Source organism: Pseudomonas putida, assembly GCF_001976065.1.
Lineage (GTDB): Bacteria > Pseudomonadota > Gammaproteobacteria > Pseudomonadales > Pseudomonadaceae > Aquipseudomonas > Aquipseudomonas serbica.
Map to the genome: position 1 here is coordinate 178,360 of NZ_MNAH01000004.1, position 23,615 is coordinate 201,974.

Annotated in this window: 22 protein-coding genes and 1 riboswitch; of the genes, 10 read left to right on the forward strand and 12 right to left on the reverse strand. The window is 60.7% G+C overall.

Annotated elements, in window-relative coordinates; all coding sequences use genetic code 11:
• Nucleotides 1-192: 192 nt before the first annotated feature.
• The 5 genes from BKX96_RS16005 to tkt all read right to left on the reverse strand — a co-directional run bounded on the left by BKX96_RS16005 (nt 193) and on the right by tkt (nt 5,260).
• The gene (locus tag BKX96_RS16005; RefSeq protein WP_077184664.1) at nt 193-525 is read right to left on the reverse strand and encodes an MliC family protein; all 333 of its coding nucleotides are present in this window, start codon (nt 523-525) and stop codon (nt 193-195) included.
• A 56-nt stretch (nt 526-581) separates the two neighbouring features.
• Complete coding sequence (locus BKX96_RS16010) at nt 582-803, reverse strand: hypothetical protein (protein WP_046818286.1); 222 nt, start codon at nt 801-803, stop codon at nt 582-584.
• A gap of 35 nt (nt 804-838) precedes the next feature.
• Nucleotides 839-2,002 (reverse strand): phosphoglycerate kinase, encoded by a 1,164-nt coding sequence (locus tag BKX96_RS16015; RefSeq protein WP_046818287.1) that lies wholly within the window; start codon nt 2,000-2,002, stop codon nt 839-841.
• A gap of 26 nt (nt 2,003-2,028) precedes the next feature.
• Nucleotides 2,029-3,084, reverse strand: coding sequence for an erythrose-4-phosphate dehydrogenase (gene epd, locus BKX96_RS16020; RefSeq protein WP_077184667.1), 1,056 nt, complete (start codon nt 3,082-3,084; stop codon nt 2,029-2,031).
• Nucleotides 3,085-3,262: 178 nt separating this feature from the next.
• Nucleotides 3,263-5,260, reverse strand: coding sequence for a transketolase (gene tkt, locus BKX96_RS16025; RefSeq protein WP_046818289.1), 1,998 nt, complete (start codon nt 5,258-5,260; stop codon nt 3,263-3,265).
• Between the two features lie 272 nt (nt 5,261-5,532).
• On the opposite strand from tkt, the gene BKX96_RS16030 reads away from it, so the two are divergent.
• The 4 genes from BKX96_RS16030 to BKX96_RS16045 all read left to right on the forward strand — a co-directional run bounded on the left by BKX96_RS16030 (nt 5,533) and on the right by BKX96_RS16045 (nt 10,055).
• Nucleotides 5,533-6,528 carry an ArsR/SmtB family transcription factor gene (locus BKX96_RS16030; RefSeq protein ID WP_077184669.1) on the forward strand — a complete coding sequence of 332 codons (996 nt, stop codon included), beginning with the start codon at nt 5,533-5,535 and terminating at the stop codon, nt 6,526-6,528.
• A gap of 18 nt (nt 6,529-6,546) precedes the next feature.
• Nucleotides 6,547-7,737, forward strand: a complete 1,191-nt coding sequence (gene metK / locus BKX96_RS16035) for a methionine adenosyltransferase (protein ID WP_046818291.1) — start codon at nt 6,547-6,549, stop codon at nt 7,735-7,737.
• A gap of 144 nt (nt 7,738-7,881) precedes the next feature.
• Nucleotides 7,882-9,561: an NAD-dependent DNA ligase LigB gene (gene ligB, locus BKX96_RS16040; protein WP_077184672.1), complete on the forward strand. Its 1,680-nt coding sequence runs from the start codon at nt 7,882-7,884 to the stop codon at nt 9,559-9,561.
• Nucleotides 9,562-9,659: 98 nt separating this feature from the next.
• On the forward strand, nt 9,660-10,055 hold the full coding sequence (locus tag BKX96_RS16045) for a DUF1090 domain-containing protein (protein WP_046818293.1): 396 nt from the start codon (nt 9,660-9,662) through the stop codon (nt 10,053-10,055).
• 48 nt (nt 10,056-10,103) lie between these two features.
• Here the strand turns inward: BKX96_RS16045 and BKX96_RS16050 are convergent, their stop codons facing one another.
• The gene (locus tag BKX96_RS16050; protein WP_046818294.1) at nt 10,104-10,553 is read right to left on the reverse strand and encodes a c-type cytochrome; all 450 of its coding nucleotides are present in this window, start codon (nt 10,551-10,553) and stop codon (nt 10,104-10,106) included.
• Nucleotides 10,554-10,681: 128 nt separating this feature from the next.
• Here BKX96_RS16050 and mltA point away from each other — a divergent pair, with 128 nt between their 5' ends.
• Nucleotides 10,682-11,866 carry a murein transglycosylase A gene (mltA, locus tag BKX96_RS16055; protein WP_046818295.1) on the forward strand — a complete coding sequence of 395 codons (1,185 nt, stop codon included), beginning with the start codon at nt 10,682-10,684 and terminating at the stop codon, nt 11,864-11,866.
• Nucleotides 11,867-11,974: 108 nt separating this feature from the next.
• Here mltA and BKX96_RS16060 read toward each other — a convergent pair whose 3' ends face one another.
• Both BKX96_RS16060 and BKX96_RS16065 read right to left on the reverse strand, forming a co-directional pair.
• The gene (locus BKX96_RS16060; RefSeq protein WP_046818296.1) at nt 11,975-12,358 is read right to left on the reverse strand and encodes an MAPEG family protein; all 384 of its coding nucleotides are present in this window, start codon (nt 12,356-12,358) and stop codon (nt 11,975-11,977) included.
• 31 nt (nt 12,359-12,389) lie between these two features.
• Nucleotides 12,390-13,223 (reverse strand): EamA family transporter, encoded by an 834-nt coding sequence (locus BKX96_RS16065; protein WP_046818297.1) that lies wholly within the window; start codon nt 13,221-13,223, stop codon nt 12,390-12,392.
• 184 nt (nt 13,224-13,407) lie between these two features.
• Here BKX96_RS16065 and BKX96_RS16070 point away from each other — a divergent pair, with 184 nt between their 5' ends.
• The gene (locus tag BKX96_RS16070; protein ID WP_077184675.1) at nt 13,408-14,577 is read left to right on the forward strand and encodes an MFS transporter; all 1,170 of its coding nucleotides are present in this window, start codon (nt 13,408-13,410) and stop codon (nt 14,575-14,577) included.
• Here BKX96_RS16070 and BKX96_RS16075 read toward each other — a convergent pair whose 3' ends face one another.
• A complete protein-coding gene (locus tag BKX96_RS16075; RefSeq protein ID WP_046818299.1) occupies nt 14,578-15,465 on the reverse strand; it encodes a formate/nitrite transporter family protein in 888 nt (295 codons plus the stop codon). It abuts the gene before it with no gap.
• 72 nt (nt 15,466-15,537) lie between these two features.
• On the reverse strand, nt 15,538-15,942 hold the full coding sequence (locus tag BKX96_RS16080; RefSeq protein ID WP_008057039.1) for an acyl-CoA thioesterase: 405 nt from the start codon (nt 15,940-15,942) through the stop codon (nt 15,538-15,540).
• 197 nt (nt 15,943-16,139) lie between these two features.
• A riboswitch (S-adenosyl-L-homocysteine riboswitch) is annotated at nt 16,140-16,242 on the forward strand.
• A 23-nt stretch (nt 16,243-16,265) separates the two neighbouring features.
• Between BKX96_RS16080 and ahcY the strand changes: the two genes are divergently transcribed.
• The 4 genes from ahcY to rhlE2 all read left to right on the forward strand — a co-directional run bounded on the left by ahcY (nt 16,266) and on the right by rhlE2 (nt 21,789).
• Complete coding sequence (gene ahcY, locus BKX96_RS16085) at nt 16,266-17,675, forward strand: adenosylhomocysteinase (protein ID WP_046818300.1); 1,410 nt, start codon at nt 16,266-16,268, stop codon at nt 17,673-17,675.
• 162 nt (nt 17,676-17,837) lie between these two features.
• The gene (gene metF, locus BKX96_RS16095) at nt 17,838-18,683 is read left to right on the forward strand and encodes a methylenetetrahydrofolate reductase [NAD(P)H] (protein ID WP_008057037.1); all 846 of its coding nucleotides are present in this window, start codon (nt 17,838-17,840) and stop codon (nt 18,681-18,683) included.
• Nucleotides 18,684-18,873: 190 nt separating this feature from the next.
• Nucleotides 18,874-19,689, forward strand: a complete 816-nt coding sequence (locus tag BKX96_RS16100) for a substrate-binding periplasmic protein (protein WP_046818301.1) — start codon at nt 18,874-18,876, stop codon at nt 19,687-19,689.
• A 225-nt stretch (nt 19,690-19,914) separates the two neighbouring features.
• Nucleotides 19,915-21,789 (forward strand): RNA helicase RhlE2, encoded by a 1,875-nt coding sequence (gene rhlE2 / locus BKX96_RS16105; protein WP_046818302.1) that lies wholly within the window; start codon nt 19,915-19,917, stop codon nt 21,787-21,789.
• A gap of 228 nt (nt 21,790-22,017) precedes the next feature.
• Here the strand turns inward: rhlE2 and BKX96_RS16110 are convergent, their stop codons facing one another.
• The gene (locus tag BKX96_RS16110; RefSeq protein ID WP_046818303.1) at nt 22,018-22,605 is read right to left on the reverse strand and encodes a YceI family protein; all 588 of its coding nucleotides are present in this window, start codon (nt 22,603-22,605) and stop codon (nt 22,018-22,020) included.
• A gap of 32 nt (nt 22,606-22,637) precedes the next feature.
• The gene (locus BKX96_RS16115) at nt 22,638-23,189 is read right to left on the reverse strand and encodes a cytochrome b (protein ID WP_046818304.1); all 552 of its coding nucleotides are present in this window, start codon (nt 23,187-23,189) and stop codon (nt 22,638-22,640) included.
• Between the last annotated feature and the right edge of the window lie 426 nt (nt 23,190-23,615).

Below are 23,615 nucleotides of genomic sequence, written 5' to 3' on the forward strand. Positions count from 1 at the left end.
GGCTATTCAAGTTATTGCAGATCGGGGGTTGGTCCGGGCTGCGAATTCGGTGGAGCAAAATCTCAAGAACTACAGAGAACCCTGTGGGAGCGGGCTTGCTCGCGAATGCGATTTAACATCCAGCATCAATGCAAGCTGAACCACCGCTTTCGCGAGCAAGCCCGCTCCCACATCAGGTCCGTGGTATGTCAGTTACAGCGCCTTACAGCCACGGCCAATCAAATCATTGGTGGCGACCCAGTAGACCAGGCCTTCCTCACCTTTTATGTGAAACGCCAGCATGTTGTCGCTGTACAGCGAACCCGACGCGCCCGGTTCCTGCTTCAGGCGATGGACCTGATCGGCCCCGCCCAGGCGCACGTCGACCTCGTTGCGGCTGTCGTCGGTGTAGCGCCAGACCACTTTGGCCTGGCTGTCGCAGACCCAGGTGGTCCAGTCATCCGCCGGGGTGGACGACTGGAACGGGTTCCAGTTGGCGCACCCGCCCAGCACTGCCAGCGCCGTGATGGCGATAAAACCTTTCATCCGTGTCCCTCGACTGACGGCAAACGCCGCCAGCCCTGAGTAAAGAGTCAGACCCGTCAAGGACAACCATGTTCCTTGGTGGGGGCCTGTGTCTCGTATTTGTCCAGGCCATCAGGTCCGGAACGCTTGTTGAGCACCGGGTTGGTTTCCGCCTGCCAGTCGGCCTGGTAGCAACCGTTCTTTGGCGCCGACGGTGCGGGGTCCGGCGTGGCTTTGGGATTACTCCCGCAAGCCGCCAGCAATCCCGCGACGATCAACAGCGCTAAGGTCTTGACCATTTGAACACTCCCTTGCCTGGTCAAACGGGCGACCCTCAGGCCTTCGCCCGGCTTTCCAGGACTTCAACGGCTGGCAACACCTTGCCTTCGACGAACTCCAGGAACGCGCCGCCGCCGGTAGAAATGTAGGAGATTTGCTCGGCAACGCCATATTTATCGATGGCCGCCAGGGTGTCGCCGCCGCCAGCAATGGAGAAAGCCGCGCTGTCCGCGATGGCCTGGGCCAGCACTTTGGTGCCGTTACCGAACTGGTCGAACTCAAACACCCCGACCGGGCCGTTCCACAGGATGGTCTTCGACGATTTCAGCAGGTCGGCAAAGTTAGCCGCGGTCTGTGGACCAATGTCCAGAATCATGTCGTCAGCGGCTACATCGGCGATCAACTTCACAGTGGCCGTCGCGCTTTCCGCGAATTCCTTGGCGACCACCACGTCCACTGGCAGCGGCACGCTGACTTTGGCGGCAATGGCACGAGCGGTGTCCAGCAGGTCCGGCTCGTACAGGGATTTGCCGACCGGGTGACCTGCAGCCGCCAGGAAGGTGTTGGCGATACCGCCGCCGACGATCAACTGGTCGCAGATCTGGCTCAGGCTGTTGAGCACATCAAGCTTGGTCGAGACCTTGGAGCCGGCCACGATGGCAGCCATCGGCTGGGCCGGGGCGCCGAGCGCCTTGCCCAGCGCGTCCAGTTCGGCAGCCAGCAGCGGGCCTGCAGCAGCAACCTTGGCGAACTTGGCCACGCCATGGGTCGATCCTTCGGCACGGTGCGCGGTGCCGAAGGCGTCCATCACGAACACGTCACACAGGGCCGCATATTGCTTGGCCAGGTCGTCGGCATTCTTCTTCTCGCCTTTGTTGAAGCGAACGTTTTCGAACAGCACGATGTCGCCGGCTTTCACGTCAACACCGCCCAGGTAATCAGCCACCAGCGGCACTTCGCGACCCAGAGCCTTGCTCAGGTAGTCGGCGACAGGCTTGAGGCTGTTCTCGGCCGAGAACTCGCCTTCGGTCGGACGGCCAAGGTGCGAGCAGACCATCACGGCCGCGCCTTTTTCCAGGGCCAGCTTGATGGTCGGCAGCGAAGCCAGGATTCGCGCATCGCTAGTGACAACACCGTCCTTGACTGGGACGTTGAGGTCTTCGCGAATCAGTACGCGCTTACCTTGCAGATCGAGGTCGGACATCTTCAACACGGTCATTGGTCGCATTTCCTGAGTAGCTGTTCTTAGAGAGCAGGTTTTGTAGAGGCTGTATGCAGATAGTGTTCCGCAACATCCAGCATTCGGTTGGCAAAACCCCATTCGTTATCGAACCAGGCCAGGATGTTCACCAGCCTTGGGCCGGAAACTCGAGTCTGACTGGCATCGACGATCGCCGAATGTGGGTCGTGGTTGAAATCACAGCTTGCATGGGGAAGCTCGGTGTAGGCCAACAGACCTTTGAGCGGGCCGCTGGTAGCCGCCTCGCGCAGGATCCGGTTGACCTCGGCGGCGTCGGTATCGCTCACGGTCTGCATCGTGATGTCGAGGCAAGACACGTTAACCGTCGGCACACGTACGGCTTTGGCCTGAATTCGCCCGGCAAGTTCCGGCAGCAGGCGTTCAATGCCACGCGCCAGACCAGTGGACACCGGAATCACCGACTGAAACGCCGAACGGGTGCGGCGCAGGTCTTCGTGATGGTAGGCATCGATCACCGGCTGGTCGTTCATGGCCGAATGGATGGTGGTGATCGACACGTACTCAAGACCGATGGCCTGGTCCAGCAGTCGCAACAGCGGCACGCCGCAGTTGGTGGTGCAGGAGGCGTTGGACACCAGCAGCTCCTCGCCGGTCAGGCAACCCTGGTTCACGCCGTAGACGATGGTGGCGTCGACATCCGCCTCGCTGGCCATCGGCTGGGAAAACAGCACCCGCGGCGCGCCGGCGTCGAGGAACCGTTGGCCGTCTTCGCGAGTGTGGTAGGCGCCGGAGCATTCCAGCACCAGATCGACGCCCAACGACGCCCAATCGATGCCTTCGGGAGTGGCACTGCGCAGGACCTTCACGCAATCGCCATTAATATGCAGACAATCGCCATCGACCTTCACTTCACCGGGAAAACGCCCGTGGGTGGAGTCGAAGCGTGTCAGGTATTCGATACTGGCCATGTCGGCCAGGTCGTTGATCGCGACAATTTCAAACCCGGCCTTTTCGCGTCGCTCGAACAACGCACGCAAGACGCAACGACCAATCCGGCCGTAGCCGTTGAGTGCAACTTTGTAGGGACGCGGTTGAGGCATGGGGTTCTCGATAGACGCAGTCAGACGAAATTCTTATGTGCAATTCGCCCACTGTAGGAGCTGGCTTGCCAGCGAATGGGCCCTCAGATTCAACGATGCTGTCGACTGAAAAGACGCCTTCGCTGGCTAGCCAGCTCCTACAGGGGACGGCGGCGGTGTTGAAACCGCCGCGTTTTGCTTAGTCTTCCAGCAGCTCTTCAGCCTGACCCAGGATGTTTTCCAGGGTGAAACCGAATTCTTCGAACAAGGCAGGCGCAGGCGCCGACTCGCCGTAGGTGGTCATGCCGATTACGCGACCTTCCAGGCCCACGTACTTGTACCAGTAGTCGGCGATGGACGCCTCGATGGCGATACGGGCGCTGACCTGCAACGGCAGGACCGATTGCTTGTAGCCGGCATCCTGAGCATCGAACACGCTGGTGCACGGCATGGAAACCACACGCACCTTGCGGCCCTGCTCGGTCAGTTTGTCGAAGGCCTGGACGGCCAGACCCACTTCGGAACCGGTGGCGATCAGGATCAGCTCAGGCTCGCCTGCACAGTCCTTGAGCACGTAGCCACCGCGGCTGATGTCGGCAATCTGCCCGGCATCACGGGTTTGGTGCTGCAGGTTCTGACGCGAGAAGATCAGTGCGGAAGGACCGTCTTTACGCTCCAGCGCATACTTCCAGCACACCGCCGATTCAACGGCATCGGCCGGACGCCAGGTGTCGAGGTTCGGCGTGCAGCGCAGGCTGGCCAGTTGCTCGATTGGCTGGTGAGTCGGGCCGTCTTCGCCCAGACCGATGGAGTCGTGGGTGTAGACGTGGATCACGCGCTGCTTCATCAGGGCCGACATGCGTACCGCGTTGCGCGCGTATTCCATGAACATCAGGAAGGTCGCGCCGTAAGGCACCAGGCCGCCGTGCAGGGCAACGCCGTTCATGATCGCGGTCATGCCGAACTCGCGCACGCCGTAGTACATGTAGTTGCCGCTGGCATCGTCGGCGGTGACGCCTTTGCAACCTTTCCACAGGGTCAGGTTGGAACCGGCCAGGTCAGCCGAACCGCCGAGGAACTCAGGCAACAGCGGGCCGAACGCGTTCAGGGCGTTCTGGCTGGCTTTACGGCTGGCAATGGTTTCGCCCTTGGCGGCCACTTCGGCGATGTAGGCCGCGGCTTTTTCGCTGAAGTCAGCCGGCAGTTCACCGCTAAGACGACGGATCAGTTCGTTGGCTTCGGTCGGGAAGGCAGCGGAGTAGGCGGCAAAACGCTGGTCCCATTCGGCTTCGACCGCGCGACCGGCTTCTTTGGCGTCCCACTCGGCGTAGATGTCGGCCGGGATTTCGAACGGGCCGTGATTCCACTTCAGCGCCGCACGGGTCAGGGCGATTTCCGCGTCTCCCAGCGGAGCGCCGTGGCAGTCTTCCTTGCCTTGTTTGTTCGGCGAACCGAAGCCGATGGTGGTCTTGCAGCAGATCAGGGTCGGCTGCGGGCTCTTGCGCGCGGTCTCGATCGCGATCTTGATCTCTTCCGGGTCATGACCGTCGACGTTGCGGATCACTTGCCAGTTGTAGGATTCGAAGCGCTTTGGCGTGTCATCGGTGAACCAGCCTTCGACTTCACCGTCGATGGAGATGCCGTTGTCATCGTAGAAGGCGATCAGTTTGCCCAGGCCCAGGGTACCGGCCAGGGAGCTGACTTCGTGGGAGATGCCTTCCATCATGCAGCCATCACCCAGGAATACGTAGGTGTGGTGGTCGACGATGTTGTGGCCGGGACGGTTGAACTGCGCCGCCATGACTTTTTCAGCCAGGGCGAAGCCCACGGCATTGGCCAGGCCCTGGCCCAGTGGACCGGTGGTGGTCTCGACGCCTGGGGTATAGCCGAATTCCGGGTGACCCGGGGTACGGCTGTGCAGTTGGCGGAACTGTTTCAGGTCATCGATCGACAGGTCGTAGCCGGTCAGGTGCAGCAACGAGTAGATCAGCATCGAGCCGTGACCATTGGACAGCACGAAGCGGTCACGGTCGGCGAACGATGGATTGCTCGGGTTGTGCTTGAGGTAGTCGCGCCAAAGCACCTCGGCGATATCCGCCATACCCATAGGGGCACCGGGATGGCCGCTGTTGGCTTTTTGCACGGCATCCATGCTGAGGGCACGAATGGCGTTGGCACGCTCACGACGGCTAGGCATCGCTGTTCTCCTGCGGGTTCTGAATCGAGAGTGATAAAAATGAAACGGAAAAAAGGCGAGCATTTTCCCTCACACGGACGCCTCGGGGCAATGACAGAAAGTCATCTGGAGGCGTTTTTCCCATGCTTGTTGACGGAATAGACGGGTGAAACCTTTCCGCTCTTGGTTTGTAGAGTTAACCAGTTCGTGAGAAGTGCCATCTATCGATCAATATCAAAACTTTTTGATATTGATCTTGCGATGCTTCCGGCGCGTGACTAGACTGCCGGCCTATGAATTTACGTGCGCCCTCCATTCGCCAGGACGATTGTGATGAGCTGGCAGCCTTGTGCAAGGCCGGCGGCGATCCCTTGCGTCTGAATGTCTTGCGCGCACTGACCAACGATTCGTTCGGCGTATTGGAACTGGCGCAGATCTTCGGCATAGGCCAATCAGGCATGAGTCATCACCTCAAGGTGCTGGCCCAGGCCGATCTGGTCGCCACCCGCCGTGAAGGCAATGCGATTTTCTACCGTCGCGCCCTGCCCCACACCGAGTTGCCGGGGGGCAAACTGCACGCGGCCCTGCTCGAAGAAGTCGACAACCTGACCCTGCCTGCCGACGTGCAGATGCGGATCACTCAGGTACACAAGCAACGCGAGGCCGCCAGCCAGGACTTTTTCTCACGGGTCGCCGAGAAATTTCGCGCACAGCAGGACTTGATCGCCGGCCTGGCGCAGTACCGCGAAAGCGTGGTGGCCCTGCTCGACAAACTGAGCTTTGGCAGCGCTGCCACGGCAATCGAGGTCGGCCCCGGCGACGGTGCCTTCCTGCCGGAACTGGCGCGGCGCTTCACCCAGGTCACGGCACTGGACAATAGCCAGGCCATGCTCGAACTGGCGCGCCAGGTGTGCGAACGCGATTCGCTGACTAACGTTAACCTGCAACTGGCCGATGCCCTGAACGGCGTCAGTCTGAAGGCCGATTGCGTTGTACTGAACATGGTGCTGCATCACTTTGCCGCGCCGGCCGATGCGCTCAAGCACATGGCCAATTTGTTGCACCCAGGCGGCAGCCTGTTGGTAACAGAGTTATGCAGCCACAACCAGAGTTGGGCCAAGGAGGCCTGCGGTGATCTCTGGCTGGGGTTTGAACAGGACGATCTGGCCCGTTGGGCCACCGCTGCGGGGCTCGTCCCCGGAGAAAGCCTCTATGTAGGCTTACGTAATGGTTTCCAGATCCAGGTCCGCCATTTTCAGCGGTCGGCTGGCGACACTCACCATCGGTAATTTCAGGAAAACATCGAGATGAGCGAATACTCCCTTTTCACCTCCGAGTCCGTGTCTGAAGGGCATCCGGACAAAATCGCCGACCAGATTTCTGATGCGGTGCTGGACGCCATCATCGCTGAAGACAAGTTCGCCCGCGTGGCGTGCGAGACTCTGGTGAAAACCGGCGTAGCGATCATCGCTGGCGAAGTCACCACCTCGGCCTGGGTTGACCTGGAGCAGATCGTACGTGACGTCATCACCGACATCGGCTACACCAGTTCCGACGTCGGCTTCGACGGCGCGACCTGCGGTGTGATGAACATCATCGGCAAGCAGTCCCCTGACATCAACCAGGGTGTCGACCGCGCCAAGCCTGAAGATCAGGGTGCCGGCGACCAGGGCCTGATGTTCGGCTACGCCAGCAACGAAACCGACGTGCTGATGCCCGCGCCGATCACGTTCTCGCACCAGCTTGTACAAAGGCAAGCCGAAGCCCGCAAGTCGGGCCTGCTGCCGTGGCTGCGTCCGGACGCCAAGTCCCAGGTCACCTGCCGTTACGAAGGCGGCAAGGTCGTGGGTATCGACGCGGTTGTCCTGTCGACCCAGCACAACCCGGACGTGTCGTACAAAGATCTGCGCGAAGCCGTGATGGAGCTGATCGTCAAGCACGTCCTGCCTGCCGAACTGCTGAGCAAGGACACGCAGTTCCACATCAACCCGACCGGCCAGTTCATCATCGGTGGCCCGGTAGGTGACTGCGGCCTGACCGGCCGCAAGATCATCGTCGACAGCTACGGCGGCATGGCCCGCCACGGCGGCGGCGCGTTCTCCGGCAAGGATCCATCCAAGGTTGACCGTTCGGCCGCCTACGCCGGTCGTTACGTGGCCAAGAACATCGTCGCTGCCGGCCTGGCCGAGCGTTGCGAAATCCAGGTGTCCTACGCCATTGGCGTCGCCCAGCCGACCTCGATCTCGCTGAACACGTTCGGCACCGGCAAGATCAGCGATGACAAGATCGTCAAACTGGTCCGTGAAGTGTTCGACCTGCGTCCATACGCGATCACCACCATGCTTGACCTGCTGCACCCGATGTACCAGGAAACCGCTGCGTACGGCCACTTCGGTCGCACCCCGGCCACCAAGACGGTTGGCGAAGACACCTTCACCACCTTCACCTGGGAAAAAACCGACCGCGCCGAGCACCTGCGCACCGCCGCCGGTCTGTAAGTCTTCCCAGTGGTACCCGAAACCCCGCACGGTTCGCCGTGCGGGGTTTTTTCATGCCTGGAAACAAGCCGAAAAACAGCCACCAACCCAGCCGCCCACCACTGGCTAACCTTCAGGCACCTCCATTGAGCAAGGAAGCTCACAATGCTGCCCCGCCTGCTGACCGGTTTACTCCTCACCTTCCTGTGCCTGGGCACTGCTGCTGGCGAATGCCCCACCTGGCCGTCCGCCCGTGCCGCGCAGGAAATCGCCGCACTGCAAAAGCAGATCGACCAATGGGATGACAGCTATCACCGTGAAGGCCGCTCACTGATCGCCGACGAACTCTACGATCAATCCTTGGCACGCCTGACCCAATGGCGGCAATGTTTCAGCCTGGGTGCCGCCGCCGACCCACTGCGCAGCGCGACCGGCCCGCTGGCCCACCCGGTGCCGCATACCGGACTGGAAAAGCTGCGGGACGCTCGCGCCGTTGACACATGGCTGCGTGATCGCACGGATGTCTGGGCGCAGCCCAAGGTCGACGGCGTGGCCGTGACCCTCGTGTACCGCAAAGGTCTGCTGGTGCAGGCGATCAGTCGCGGCGACGGCGTGCAGGGCCAGGACTGGACCACCTCGGCGCGCCAGATCGCCGCCATTCCCCAACGTCTGTCGGAGCTACAGGACCTGGTGGTTCAGGGCGAACTCTACTGGCGCCTGACTGACCATGTGCAAGCCAGCGCCGGCAGCCTCAACGCCCGCGGCACGGTTGCCGGCTTGATGGCGCGCAAGACGTTGAGCATCGAGCAGGCCGAGGGAATCGGCCTGTTTGCCTGGGAATGGCCGCACGGACCGACGAGCTTGCCAGCCCGTATCGCGGAACTGGAAAAACTTGGGTTCACCGGTACCGCGCAGTACACCCAGGCCATCACTTCGCTGGCCGACGTCGAACGTTGGCGTGATCACTGGTACCGCTCGCCCCTGCCATTTGCCAGCGACGGAATTGTCCTGCGCCAGGAGCAGCGCCCGCCTGCCGAGCGCTGGCAGGCAAAAGCACCGTATTGGATCGTTGCCTGGAAGTATCCGTTCGCCCAGACACTGGCCGAGGTGCGCAAGGTTCACTTCCAGATTGGCCGCACGGGAAGGATCACCCCCGTGCTGGAGTTGACGCCGGTGACCCTTGATGACCAGCAGATCAAGCGCGTCAGCGTGAGCTCCCTGCACCGTTGGCAAACACTGGATATTCGTCCGGGCGACCAGGTGGCCATCAGCCTGGCCGGGCTGACCATTCCCAGGCTCGATGGCGTGGTGCTGCGCAGTACCGAACGCGCGGAAATGCACGTGCCGCTGGCGGCCGACTTCCATCCCTTGAGCTGTTGGCAGCCGACCCCGGGATGCAAAAGCCAGTTTCTCGCGCGCCTGACCTGGCTCAGCGGCAAGCACGGATTGGCCCTGCCCCATGTAGGCCCCGGCACCTGGGAAAAACTTCTTGAAACAGGTCGCCTGAACAGCCTGTTGGATTGGTTGACCCTCGATGCCCAAGAGCTTGCTAACATTGACGGTTTCGGCGAGCGCGGCGCTGCCCGGCTGGCCAGTAGTTTCGACAGTGCCCGGCAACGCCCATTCGACCGCTGGCTCAAAGCCCTGGGCATGCCGCCGACCGGTAAGGCGCATCTCGGCGATTCATGGCGGGAGCTGGCGCAACGGGATATCGAACAATGGCAAGCCCAACCTGACATCGGACCAGGGCGCGCGGCGCAATTGAGCGCATTTTTTCGCGACCCGCAGGTCCTGGCCCTGAGTGAAACACTGCGACTGGCCGCCATGGATGGATTTCAATTTTAGCCCCGGTGGTGCCGCGCGCCCGGGAACCCAATAGTCCCGATGGGCTCAAACATGCCATCGCTGCATCGATACGGATGCCTTTTTCACCTGGAGCTTTTATGAAATTTCTTCCACCGCTGGTCCTGTTGACCCTTTGCAGCGTAATCGCCACTCCATTGATGGCAGTTGAAGACGCCCCGGGCCTGACCGGTTGCGCAGCCAAGAAACAAGGCATCATGAATCAGATCGAACTGGCCAAATCCCACGGCAATGCCGACCAACAGGCCGGACTGGAGAAAGCCTTGAGCGAGGTCAGCGCCAATTGCACTGATGCCTCGCTGAAGAAAGAACGGGAAAACAAGGTGCTCGACGCCAAGCACGAAGTCAGCAAGCGTCAGGCCGACCTCGACAAAGCCATGAAGCAAGGCGACGCCGAGAAGATCAACAAGCGCAAGGACAAACTCGCCGAGTCCCGCAAGGAGTTGCAGGAAGCCGTGGACGAGCTGGACAGGTAAGAGCTGGCTTGCCAGCGAAGCTTTTAGCGCCCTCAAGGCCCCTAAAGGTCAATGATCGCGAAATTCCTTATGGCACGCACTGCAGGCATCTTCGACCTTCTGTACCGCCGGCCCCAGGTTACTGGCCTTGTAGGGTTGAACCTGGCTGGCGATCACCAGCTCGCCGGTGGCGGCCTCGAGGTTGCGAGCCATCTGCTCAAAGCGTGCCTGCTTCTCCCAGACGTCACTCTTGGCGCTGGTATGGTCTTCTTCACGCACCTGCGGGAAATGTTTCCACGGCTCATGGGACAGCGCATCGAGTTTCACCGCGCCCTCGGCGAACTTGGGGCCATCGAATGCAATACGGCCACGCAGCATGCCGCCCAGGTCTTCACCGGTCTTGAGCATCTGTTTGAAGATGGCCTTGCGCTGACCGAGGGGCGAGTTGGGATCGACGCCGCCACAGGCGGACAGCGTCAGGCAGGCCAGCAATACAACAGAAAGTCTTTTAAGAGTCATGGTGGCTTCAGGTCGCGGAAAACGTCGGCCAGTATCCTCGCGTCACCGGCAAACACCAATACCCCTATTATCAATACGGGTTGCATGAGCGCGCACGACACTCAGGCAACCGGCAAAGGAATTACTTCATGAACAGCCGTATCAAGGCCTGGTGTCACCCCCTGGCCTGGACGCTTCCGATCGTGGCCGTGCTCGCAGGCTGCACCGGCGGCGAAGACAAACAACCGAAGACCCACGCCCTGGCCACCTACTCCAGCGCCACCTGGGAAGCGTTGCCGGCAGTCTCCGACAGCGACCTCGTCGCCGGTTTCGGCTCCTGGCGCAGCGCCTGCACCCGGCTCAAGGCCGACCCGGTCTGGGGCGGCACCTGCGCAGCGGCGGCCAACGTGCCGCAGAGCGCCAATGACATTCGCGGTTTCCTCAAGCAGAACCTGGATGTCTACGGCCTGCGCGCCGCCAATGACAATCCCAACGGCCTGATCACTGGCTACTACGAACCGGTCTACCCTGGCAGCCTGACCCAAACCGCAGCGGCGAACATCCCGGTGTATGGCGTGCCGGAAGACATGATCATCGTCTCACTGGACAGCATCTACCCGGAACTCAAGGGCAAACGCCTGCGCGGTCGACTTGAAGGCCGCGTGCTCAAGCCGTATGACGATGCCGCAACCATCGAGAGCAACGGGGTCAAGGCACCCGTGGTGGCCTGGTTGACCGACCCGATGAACCTGCAATTCCTGCAGATCCAGGGTTCGGGTCGCATCCAGCTCGACAGCGGCCGGCAATTGCGCATTGCCTACGCCGACCAGAATGGTCACCCCTACCGACCCATAGGACGTTGGCTGGTGGAGCAAGGCGAGCTGAAAAAAGAAGACGTGACCATGGGCGCCATCAGCAACTGGGCCAAGGCCAACCCTTCGCGCATTCCAGAACTGCTCGGCAGCAACCCGAGCTATGTGTTTTTTACCCGTAACCCGGATAGCAACGAAGGGCCGCGCGGCTCGCTGAACGTGCCGCTGACGGCGGGTTACAGCGCGGCAGTGGATCGCAAGGTCATTCCGCTGGGCAGTTTGTTGTGGCTGTCCACCACCAAACCCGACGGTACCGCCCTGGTACGCCCGGTGGCGGCACAGGATACCGGCGGCGCGATTGCCGGCGAGGTTCGTGCGGATCTGTTCTGGGGCACCGGCGAGGCGGCCGGGCAACTGGCGGGGGACATGAAGCAGCAAGGGCAGATCTGGATGCTATGGCCCAAAGGCGCGGCGCTGCCACAGGTGCCGCAGGTGGCGGATACGGCCAACACCAAGCCTTGATATTCGCTGTGACTGATCGATAGCTATCGCGAGCAGGCTCGCTCCTACAGGGATCAGTGTGGGAGCGAGCCTGCTCGCGATGAGGCCAGTAAAAACGCCGAACTTCTTTCAGGCAGAGACGACAAAAAAGCTGACGATCAACCCCATCCCCACAAACCACGCCAGCGATCGCAAAATCGCCAGGTCGGCCAGATAGAAAATGATGTAGAGCAGTCGACTGGTGATGAACAACACCGACAGCACATTGAGCGTCACCAGCTCCGCATTGCCAGCCAGGTGCGCCACGATCACGGCGGCCGCGAACGCCGGGGTCACTTCAAAACTGTTCAGTTGCGCCGCATGCGCGCGCCTGGCCAAACCATTGAGCGACTCGAGAAAGTCACGGGGATCATGATTGTCACTCAGACGAAACCCGCCACTGGCCTTGGCGATGCCTGTACAGACATAAGGCAGAATAATCGCGATCAAAATGCACCACAGAGCAACCGTCATAAAGCATTCCCTTCTTCACGTTTCAGAACAATCAGAATTTCATCACCAGCATGCCAACCAGCACCAGCCCACAGGCTAAGAGCCGTGGCCCGCCGAAAGGTTCTTTCAGGTAACGCATGCCGAACAGCACCACCAATATCACGCTGATCTCGCGCAAGGCAGCCGCTTCAGCAATCGAGCCCAGCTGCATGGCCCACAGCACCAGAGCGTAGCTGAACAACACGCAGAATCCGACCGCCAGGCCCAGCCGCCATTGCTCGCGCCAGAACAACTTGAAGGCCGGCCGCTTGCGAACCCAGGCCAGCAAAGGAAACGGCCAGGCACTGAGCAACGTCACCCAGACCAAGTAATCCAGTGGGTGTGACCAGCGTCGCAAGGCCTGGCCGTCGATGAACGTGTAGCAACCGATGCACAGGCCGATCAGCGCCACCACCGGCAGCATCGACCACGGCAAGCGCGCACCGCCGCCCCCCTGCCAGAGCAGGCAAAGCATGCCGAGCGGGATCAGCAGGATCCCGAATATCTGCTGATAGGTCAGCACTTCCCCGGCAAAAATCAGCGTCAGCGCCAACACCACCAGCGGCGACAGACCCCGCATCAGTGGATAGACCAGCCCGAGGTCGCCGACCCGATAAGCCTGGATCAGCAAATAGCGGTAGAGCAACTCGAACGCTGCCGAAGCGAGAATCCACGGCCAGATTTCCAGTGGTGGCAGCTCCACAAACGGCAGCATGAGCGCGACGAAAAGCAACGCCACGCTGTCCATGCAGGCCACCACCAGCAAACGCTCGGCACTGAACTTGATCAGGGTATTCCACGCCGCATGCAGCAACGCCGCCACCAACACCAACGCCGTCGCAAGCACGGCCTACTCCTTTTAATTGATTCGCCATATGTCAGCAGCTGTTTATACTGCAACCGACCACGCCGCACTCAGTTGCGCACAGACTAATTCCAATAAAAATGCCCTCGCCCGCTCTCATCGAGATCGGTCTTTGGCATGCGTATGCCTGATCAGAGCGTCAAGACTACCGACAGAGACCTTGCGCATGCCACTCGCCTTGCTTGCCCTTGCTGTTGCCGCGTTCGGCATCGGCACCACAGAATTCGTCATCATGGGCTTGCTGCCCGATGTTGCCCGCGACCTCGCGGTGAGCATTCCCGACGCCGGACTGCTGATCACCGGTTATGCCCTGGGTGTGGTGTTCGGTGCACCGATCCTCGCGGTCGGCACCGCCAACATGCCGCGAAAGGCGACGCTGCTGGGCATGACGCTGATGTTCATCCTCGGCAACATGCTCTGCGCACTGGCCCCCAATTACGCCACGCTGATGGCCGCGCGAGTGATCACCGCGCTGTGTCACGGTGCGTTCTTCGGTATCGGTTCGGTGGTTGCTGCCGGCCTGGTGGCGCCGAACAAACGGGCCCAGGCGATTGCCATGATGTTCACCGGCCTGACCCTGGCCAACGTGCTTGGGGTGCCATTGGGCACCGCGCTTGGGCAGTACGCCGGCTGGCGCTCGACGTTCTGGGCTGTGTCGGTGATCGGTGTGATCGCGGCCATTGCGCAGTGGGTCTGGCTGCCGAAGCATATCGCGATGGACAACGCCGACCTGGCCCGCGAGTTCAAGGTACTGGGCAAGGCCAACGTGTTGCTGGCACTGGGCATGAGCGTACTGGCCTCGACCAGCCTGTTCAGCGTCTTCACCTACATCGCGCCGATCCTGCAGGACATCACCGGCGTCAGCCCCCATGGCGTGACCATCATGCTGTTGCTGTTCGGCGTGGGCTTGACGGCGGGCAGCATGCTCGGCGGGCGCCTGGCGGACAGCCGCCTGCTGCCTTCGCTGGTCGGCATGGCACTGGCCGTGGTGGTGGTCCTGGCCGCGTTCAGCCAGACCAGCCATTCGGTGATTCCAGCGGCAATCACCCTGGTGTTGTGGGGCATTTTCGCCTTCGCCCTGTGCCCGATCCTGCAACTGCTGATCATCGATCAGGCCCATGAAGCGCCCAACCTTGGCTCGACGCTCAACCAGAGTGCTTTTAACCTCGGTAACGCGGCCGGTGCCTGGATCGGCGGGCTGGTGGTCGCCAGCGGTGCCGACCTCGCGGACCTGCCGTGGACCGGCGCAGCGGTCAGTGGCCTGACCGTGCTGGCCGCGCTGTATTTCATCTACCTGCAACGCCGCGCTGGCACCGTAGTGAATGTGCCGGGTTGATCACTTTTTGATCTTCTGTGGATCGGGCTCTTCAGCCTGATCCGCTGCGCTTTTGGGCGGCCCGCTCTCGCTGCGAATCTGCGCATGGCTGATCAACGCGAAGATGAAGCTGCCCCCCACGATATTGCCCACCAGCGTCGGCCCGGCGAACACCAGCCAGAAATCCTTCCACGGCAGTTCGCCGGCAAACACCAGATAACCGACCTCCAGCGAACCGACCACGATGTGCGTGAAATCCCCCAGCGCCATGAGGTAGGTGATGAGGATGATAATCCACATCTTGGCACTCTCCATGGACGGGATCATCCAGACCATGGTGGCGATCATCCAGCCCGAGATGATGCCCTTGGCGAACATCTGGCTGACGTCGTTTTCCATGACCTTGCGGCCGATGTCGAGGAAGGCCACGTCGGTCTTGCCGTCGAAAATCGGCAGTTCCAGCATGACGTAGGCCACCAGCAAGGTGCCGCAGAGGTTGCCCACCAGCACCACCGACCACAGCCGCAGCAATCGGCCGAAGTTACCGAGCGTGGGCTTGCTCATGATCGGCAGCACGGCAGTCAGGGTGTTTTCGGTGAACAGTTGCTGGCGGGCGAGGATCACCGCGAGAAAACCGGCGCAGTAGCCGAAACTGGCGATCACCTTGAAGCCCTCGCCGTCCGGCAGGCGCGAGTTGAGCAGGCCCATCCCCATCAGCGACAGGCCCATGGTCAAGCCTGCGGCCAGCGCCGACCACCACAGCGCGGCAACACTGCGCTCCAGTTCCTGATCGCCCTGGGTGCGGATGATTTCGTGCAGGACCGCCGCGCGTGGCGGCTGGTTTTTTTCGACCTCATGCTGCTCTTTTGCCGAGAGGTCGGGGGTCTTGCCGTCTTTTTTAGTGTCCATGGAACTCCTGAACCGCTGGCGTGCGATGTAGTTACGACCCGCGCGGTTCAGATTCCGTTCGTCATCCTCAAATTATTCGACAGCGCCTTCATCCTTGAACTGGTCTTTGACGTATTTGATCTCGGTACGGCCATGGGGCGCGGGCAGCCCGTCTTCACCCAGGTTGACGAAAACGATCTTCTCCACCGTCAGGATGCTTTTGCGGGTGATCTTGTTACGCACCTCGCACTTGAGGGTGATCGAGGTGCGACCGAATTCGGTGGCGGTGATACCCAGCTCGATGATGTCACCCTGGCGCGAAGCGCTGACGAAATTGATTTCGGAAATGTACTTGGTGACCACACGCTGGTTGCCCAGCTGGACGATCGCGTAGATCGCCGCTTCTTCGTCGAGCCAACGCAGCAGGCTGCCGCCGAACAGCGTGCCATTGGGGTTGAGGTCTTCGGGTTTAACCCATTTGCGGGTGTGGAAATTCATGTTCACTCCTGAGCGTCTTGCCGAATGAGGGCGCTATCTTGGCAGACCCCGGGCCAGAGCTCTATTGAGCATCGACTATGGTCTCGATTACCGTTCGGACATTGACCAACAGAAACCCTTTGGAAGATCAGCATAGCCCGCTATAATCGCCCCCGTTTCAAAACGGTAATCTTCACTTGCTACCGTTTTCCCGCCACCTGTCCGAGGGGCGCTGCAGCAGGCTAGACCTGTCAGGCTCGGATGGGGCGTTGCTTGGTCATCACCGGCCAGACACTAAACGCACAACGGCGCCCATTCGCATACATTACGAATGGAGGCTCTTCATGAGCGCTGTTATCACGCCTGCAGATTTTACCGATTACAAAGTCGCCGACATGTCCCTGGCTGCCTGGGGCCGTCGCGAAACCATCATCGCCGAGTCCGAAATGCCGGCCCTGATGGGTCTGCGTCGCAAGTACTCTGAAGAGCAACCGCTCAAGGGCGCGAAGATCCTCGGCTGCATCCACATGACCATCCAGACCGCCGTGCTGATCGAAACCCTGGTTGCCCTGGGTGCCGAAGTACGCTGGTCGTCCTGCAACATTTTCTCGACTCAAGACCAGGCCGCTGCGTCCATCGCCGCTGCCGGCATCCCGGTTTTCGCCTGGAAAGGTGAAACCGAGCAAGAGTACGAGTGGTGCCTGGAGCAGACCATCCTCAAGGATGGCCAGCCATGGGACGCCAACATGATCCTCGACGACGGCGGTGACCTGACCGAACTGCTGCACAAGAAGTACCCACAGGTACTGGACCGCGTTCACGGCGTGACCGAAGAAACCACCACCGGCGTACACCGCCTGCTGGACATGCTGGCCAAGGGCGAGCTGAAAATCCCGGCCATCAACGTCAACGACTCGGTGACCAAGAGCAAGAACGACAACAAGTACGGCTGCCGTCACAGCCTGAACGATGCGATCAAGCGCGGCACCGACCACCTGCTGTCCGGCAAGCAAGCGCTGGTCATCGGTTACGGTGACGTGGGCAAGGGTTCGGCCCAGTCCCTGCGTCAGGAAGGCATGATCGTCAAGGTGTCCGAAGTCGACCCGATCTGCGCCATGCAAGCCTGCATGGACGGTTTCGAACTGGTTTCGCCGTTCATCGACGGTATCAACACCGGTACCGAAGAGAGCATCGACAAAGCACTGCTGGGCAAGATCGACCTGATCGTGACCACCACCGGCAACGTCAATGTTTGCGACGCGAACATGCTCAAGGCCCTGAAGAAACGCGCTGTTGTCTGCAACATCGGCCACTTCGACAACGAAATCGACACTGCTTTCATGCGCAAGAACTGGGCATGGGAAGAAGTGAAGCCGCAGGTTCACAAGATCCACCGCACCGGCGCTGGCGCTTTCGACCCGCAGAACGACGACTACCTGATCCTGCTGGCTGAAGGCCGCCTGGTTAACCTGGGCAACGCCACTGGCCACCCAAGCCGCATCATGGACGGTTCGTTCGCCAACCAGGTACTGGCGCAGATCTTCCTCTTCGGCCAGAAGTACGCCGACCTGTCGCCAGCCCAGAAAGCCGAGCGCCTGACCGTTGAAGTACTGCCGAAGAAACTCGACGAAGAAGTGGCCCTGGAAATGGTCCGCGGTTTCGGCGGCGTCGTGACTCAGCTGACCAAGACCCAGGCCGACTACATCGGCGTGACCGTCGAAGGTCCGTTCAAGCCGCACGCTTACCGCTACTGATCGGATCTGCAGCCTGCTCTCCCTTGTGGGAGCGGGCTTGCTCGCGAAGGCGGATCATCATTCGACATAAATGTTGTCTGACCCACCGCTTTCGCGAGCAAGCCCGCTCCCACATAGGGATGTGCACGTCTTCCAGGCTTACGTGTTTCCAAGGATATGACCATGTCCCAAGATCGTCGCTACAGCTTCGAGTTCTTCCCTACCAAGACCGACGCTGGGCATGAAAAGCTGCTCGCCACTGCCCGTCAGCTGGCCACGTACAACCCCGATTTCTTCTCCTGCACCTACGGTGCCGGTGGTTCGACCCGTGATCGCACCCTCAACACCGTGTTGCAGCTCGAGAGTGAAGTCAAAGTCCCGGCCGCACCGCACTTATCCTGCGTCGGCGACAGCAAGGCCGACCTGCGCGGCCTGCTGAGCCAGTACAAGGCCGCCGGCATCCAGCGCATCGTCGCGTTGCGCGGTGACCTGCCTTCGGGCATGGGCATGGCCAGCGGCGAAATGCGCCACGCCAACGACCTGGTTGAATTCATCCGTGAAGAGACCGGCGATCATTTCCACATCGAAGTCGCCGCCTACCCGGAAATGCATCCGCAGGCCCGCAACTTCGAAGACGATATCAACAACTTCGTACGCAAAGCCAACGCTGGCGCCGACAGTGCGATCACCCAGTACTTCTTCAACGCCGACAGCTACTTCTATTTCGTCGAGCGCGTGCGGGCCAAGGGTGTGAACATTCCGATCGTGCCGGGGATCATGCCGATCACCAACTACAGCAAGCTGGCACGCTTCTCCGATGCCTGCGGTGCGGAGATCCCGCGCTGGATCCGCAAGCAACTGGAAGCCTACGGCGACGATACCCAGAGCATTCAGCGTTTCGGCGAGCAAGTCATCACCGAGATGTGCGAACGCCTGCTCCAGGGCGGTGCGCCAGGGCTGCACTTCTACACGCTGAACCAGGCTGAAGCGAGCCTGGCGGTGTGGAACAACCTGAAGTTGCCGCGTTAAGCATCAAGGCAAGATCAAAAGATCGCCGCCTGCGACAGCTCCTACAGGGGAAATGTGTAATCCCTGTAGGAGCTGTCGCAGGCGGCGATCTTTTGCTTTCAGGCACTTTTATTGTGCGGCAATCCACGGAGTTAGAGCATCTGCTACCAGTTTCTGGCTCTTTCGCGTTTCTCGTCGTAATCTCAAGCCCATGCCTTTGATCACGCAGTTCATCACCCTGCTTGTATTCACTTGCCTGAGCTTCGCCGCTCGGGGCGAGAAATTGCGCATTGTCACCGAACCCTGGGCACCTTACGTGTACGAGGAAAACGGCAAAGCCCTGGGCCTGGACTACGAAACCACCGCCATCGTCTTCAAGCGCCTGGGCATCGAAGTGGAATGGCAGTTCCTGCCTTGGAAACGCTGCCTGTCGATGCTCGAAACCGGCCAGGCGGATGGCGCGCTGGACATTTTCCACAGCGAAGAACGTGATGCGACCCTGCTCTACCCCAGCGAACCGCTCTCGGAAGTCCAGTTCGTGATGTTCTACGCCAACGCCCGGCCCCACCCGTTTCGTACCCTCGACGAACTGCGCGGCCTGACCATCGGCATCTCTCCCGGCTACCTGTACAGCCAGGACTTTCGGGACTCGACCCTGTTCACCCGGGAACCGGCACCCAGCCATGAAGCAAACTTCGGCAAACTGGTGCGCGGGCGAATCGACCTGCTGATCACCGACCGCAGGGTGGGCCAGCACCTGCTCGACGAACTGAATATCCGCAACAAGATCACCGAAAACCCCACAGTCATCAGTCAGCAGAGCCAGTTTCTGGCGGTGCGCCGCAATGCCGGCATGGACCTGCTGGTGCAGCGCTTCGGCGCCGAACTCAAACGTTTCAAGCGCGAACCGGCCTACGCCGAACTCAGCGCGCGCTACGGCGCCGCCCCGGCTATTACCGTCAACCCCGCACGAACCACGGCCAACACAGAAAAAACCGTTGAGCAGCAGGAAAGCGGCGCGCAGTGATTGCTCTGTTATACTCCGGCCTTCCCGCCAGGCTCACGCCCGGACGCTCGGAACCGTTCAAGGCATCTCGACCCCGCTACAGCGCAGCTTTCCAGCCCGCGCGAGCGCTCCAGACGAGCCTTCGTGACCGAAGCAGGACCGGACGGGATTGCGTTCCCCATAAACGCCATTCGCGCCAGGCAAGACTCCCATTGGGCCAAGCCCTAACTTAGAACAGGATTACTCATGTCCTTTGCTTCCCTCGGTCTCTCCGAGGCTTTAGTCCGCGCCATCGAGGCAGCGGGCTATACCGAGCCTACTCCGGTGCAACAGCGGGCCATTCCCGCCGTGTTGCAAGGTCGCGACCTGATGGTCGCGGCACAGACAGGTACTGGTAAAACCGGCGGTTTCGCCCTTCCGATCCTGGAGCGGTTGTTCCCCAACGGTCACCCGGACAAATCCCAGCGTCACGGCCCGCGCCAACCGCGCGTACTGGTCCTGACCCCTACTCGCGAACTCGCCGCGCAAGTGCACGAAAGCTTCAAGGTCTACGCCCGTGACCTGAAGTTCGTCAGCGCCTGCATCTTCGGTGGCGTCGGCATGAACCCGCAGGTCCAGGCCATGTCCCGCGGTGTCGACGTGCTGGTGGCCTGCCCTGGCCGTCTGCTCGACCTCGCCGGCCAAGGCAGCGTCGACCTGTCCCACGTGGAAATCCTCGTGCTGGACGAAGCCGACCGCATGCTCGACATGGGCTTCGTCCATGACGTGAAGAAGGTCCTGGCCCGCCTGCCGGCCAAACGCCAGAACCTGTTGTTCTCGGCGACCTTCTCCAAGGACATCACCGACCTCGCCGGCAAATTGCTGCACAACCCGGAACGCATCGAAGTCACGCCGCCGAACACCACGGTCGAGCGCATCGAGCAACGCGTATTCCGCCTGCCGGCCAACCACAAGCGTTCGCTGCTGGCGCACCTGATCACCGCTGGCGCCTGGGAACAGGTCCTGGTGTTCACCCGCACCAAGCACGGCGCCAACCGCCTGGCCGAGTACCTGGACAAACACGGCCTGAGCGCCGTTGCTATCCACGGCAACAAGAGCCAGAACGCGCGCACCAAAGCCCTGGCCGACTTCAAGGCCGGCACCGTGCGCATCCTGGTCGCCACCGACATCGCCGCCCGCGGCCTGGACATCGACCAGTTGCCACACGTGGTCAACTTCGAACTGCCGAACGTCGATGAAGACTACGTGCACCGCATCGGCCGTACGGGCCGTGCCGGTCGCTCGGGCGAGGCGATCTCGCTGGTGGCTCCGGACGAAGAGAAGCTGCTGAAAAGCATCGAACGCATGACCAAGCAGAAAATCGCCGACGGCGACCTGATGGGCTTCGATATCAGCGCCGTGGAAGCCGAGAAACCCGAAGCACGCGAGCGTCCGGACATGCGCAACCCGCGCAATCCACGTGGCCCACGCGGCGATGGTCCGAACGGCGGTGGCGGTGGTGGCGGTCGTAAGGACAAAGGCAAGGACAAGGGCAAGGAAAAGCCGGCGGCTGAGCGCGGTGAGCGTCCAGCCCGCCAGCAAAAGCCGCGCGAAGGCACCCCGGCCCGCGAACAGCGACAGCCAAGCCAGCCGCCGCGCGCCGCGGCCGATCGTGCGCCGGACGAATTCCTCGACGACGATATCGATAACTTCGGTAACCGCGTCGACTACGTGCCACAGCAGAAACCTGCCCAGGGCCGCGGCCGTCGTCCGGGTGCCCCGGCACAAGGCACAGCTGCCGGTTCCGGCGCTCCCCGTGGCGGCAAGCCACAGGGCGGTCGCCAGAGCGGTCCGCGCAACAGCGATGGCGCCAGCACCGGCACCCCGCCAGCCAAGCGCAGCGGTCCACGCAGCGGCGCGCCACGTGATGGCCAGGCCCGTCGCGAAGACTCGCGCAACCGCCGCCCGGCCCGTGACGAGCAACCACGTTCGGAACCGGCCGTGCAGAACCCTCGCGGTCCAGCGCCGAAGATCATGCACAAGGAGTCGAAGGCCGATCGCTTCCCGACACCTGAGCAGCTGGATCAACTGCCAAGCCGTCCTCGTGGTGAAAAACCGGCGTTGCTGACCCGCAATCGCTGATTTGTCGCTGCCATGAAAAATGCCCCTGATCTCGCGATCCGGGGCATTTTTTATGCGCAAACACAAAACCTGCAGGAGCCGGCTTGCCGGCGAAGGGGCCCTCGAATTCTGCGCAGACCTCAGGGACGCCTTCGCTGGCAAGCCAGCTCCTACAGGGGGGTTGTGTAGGGCAATAAAAAACGCCCGTACTCGGGAGAGCAGCGGGCGTTTTTTTGTCAGGCGCGAAAATTACTTCGCTTTGACACCTTCAAAGGTCACGTACATTTCAACTGCATCGGACGATGGACCCAGGTCCTTCTGCTTGCCGAAATCGGAACGCTTGAGGCTGAAGGTACCCTCGAAGCCTGCACGGTAGCCGCCCCATGGATCCTTGCCTTCACCCAGGAAAGTGGCCTTGACCACGATTGGCTTGGTCACACCGAGGATAGTCAGGTCGCCAGCCACGTCAGCAGTGTCCTTGCCAGCGGCGTTCTTGCCGGTAGGCTTGACGCTGGTGGAAACGAACGTGGCTTTGCTGCCGTTCAGGAAGTCTTTGCTGGAGATGTGCTTGTCACGCTCGGCATTGTTGGTGAACACGCTGGCGGTGTTCACGTTGAATTCGATCTTGCTGTCTTCAGGCTTGGCAGCGTCAAAGCTGAACTTGCCGTCGATGTCCTTGAAGGTACCGGTGATGAAGCTGTAGCCCAAGTGGCTGATCTTGAAGTCAACGAAGGCGTGCTGGCCTTCTTTGTCGACCACGTAGTCAGCGGCCATTACGCTACCGGCGGACAACAGGGCGGAACCGATTGCCAGAGCGGCCAGAGTCTTTTTCAACATACTTTGTTTTCCTTTGGAGTCGAGGTTGAACTTCAGGCTTTGCGACCCAGCATGCGCTTGAGGGTCACATCACGGTCGATAAAGTGGTGCTTCAATGCTGCCAACGCATGGAGGCCGGAAAAAATTACCAGCACCCACGCCAGGTAGAGGTGAATCACGCCAGCGGTATCTGCCTGGTCCGGTAGCCCGGACACCAGTGCAGGCACTTCAAACAAACCAAACACCGGGATACCGACACCTTCGGCGGTGGAAATCAGGTAACCGGCAATCATCACAGCAAACAGACTGAGATACAGAAAGCCATGGCCAAACTTGGCGCCCAGGCGCGTCATGCGGCTGTAGCTGGTCAAGGTCGGTGGCGGCGGACTGATGAAGCGCCACAATACCCGCAGCACCATCACGCCCAGCAACACCAAGCCAATGCTCTTGTGCAGGTCCGGCGCGTCTTTGCGCCAGGTGCTGTAGTAGTCGAGCCCGACCATCCACAGCCCCAACGCGAACAGCCCGAAGACCGCCAGCGCCACACCCCAGTGCATGAAAATGCTGACCCAGCCGTAGCGGGAAGTAGAGTTTCGTAGCTGCATTGCCTAGATCCCTGTAAGTGCTGGCCCCAAGACTATCGATTTACCTATCGAATTAAAGCGGAAAATTTCGCTTTGAAATATCGAGAAATACGATCAAGAGCCTGAATCACGCGGGTTAAGGAAAGATTAAAGTCGAAATTGTGAAAAGAAGTGAATACAAACCAGAGAACACCTGTATCAAAAGTTTTATTCGATTCCTCTCCTCGGTTTTTTTCAGGCGTAAAAAAACGCAGCCTTGAGCCGCGCTTTTTTGCGCTTGAACGTTATCGAGCCCTGGTCTCAGTGGTCTTTGCCTTGCCTAATTGTGGTACACGGGAGGTGGCTGTAGACAGTCAGGATCGTACGGATTCATATCGCATTTGTAGGCCAGTCCATGGCCGTATCTCCGATTGTATCCCTCAGTAAAAAGCTCGGCATTTGCACAAC